The sequence below is a fragment of the Streptomyces sp. DH12 genome, assembly GCF_020873895.1.
Lineage (GTDB): Bacteria > Actinomycetota > Actinomycetes > Streptomycetales > Streptomycetaceae > Streptomyces.
This window is the reverse complement of sequence record NZ_JAHWGT010001595.1, coordinates 1-396: the sequence shown is the minus strand read 5'-3', so window position 1 is coordinate 396 and position 396 is coordinate 1. Positions and strand designations below refer to the sequence as shown.

At 72.7% G+C, this 396-nt stretch carries 1 pseudogene; it reads right to left on the bottom strand.

Going from position 1 to position 396, the window contains the following annotated elements:
- A pseudogene (locus LPA54_RS41260) lies at positions 1-396 on the bottom strand (NADH-quinone oxidoreductase subunit D); the annotation flags it as partial.

The following is a 396-nucleotide window of genomic DNA, read 5'->3' as shown; positions in this document are numbered from 1 at the left end:
GGTCCAGGGAGTTGTGCGTCTGTTCCAGCAGGCACTCGAAGCGGGCCAGGCAGTCGCCCTCCTCACGGGTGACCACCCTCAGGAGGTCGCCCAGCTCGCCGTAGGCCAGGTACGGCTCGTCGCGGCGCAGGTCGAAGTCGACGCCGGAGGCGCGCCCGATCGGCCCGCTCACCCCGTACGCGTGCACCGCCTCCGCCGGCAGCACGCCGACGCCCCGGGTGCGGCCGCGGAAGATCTCGTTGCCGAGCACCAGGTCGTCGAAGCGGTCCATGCGCGAGCGGACCTCGGCGACCGCGGCACGCGCGCGCGTGGACCAGCCGGCCGGGAGGTCCTCCTTGAGGCCGCCGACGCGGTTGAACATGTAGTGCATGCGCCCGCCGGAGACCTCCTCCATGA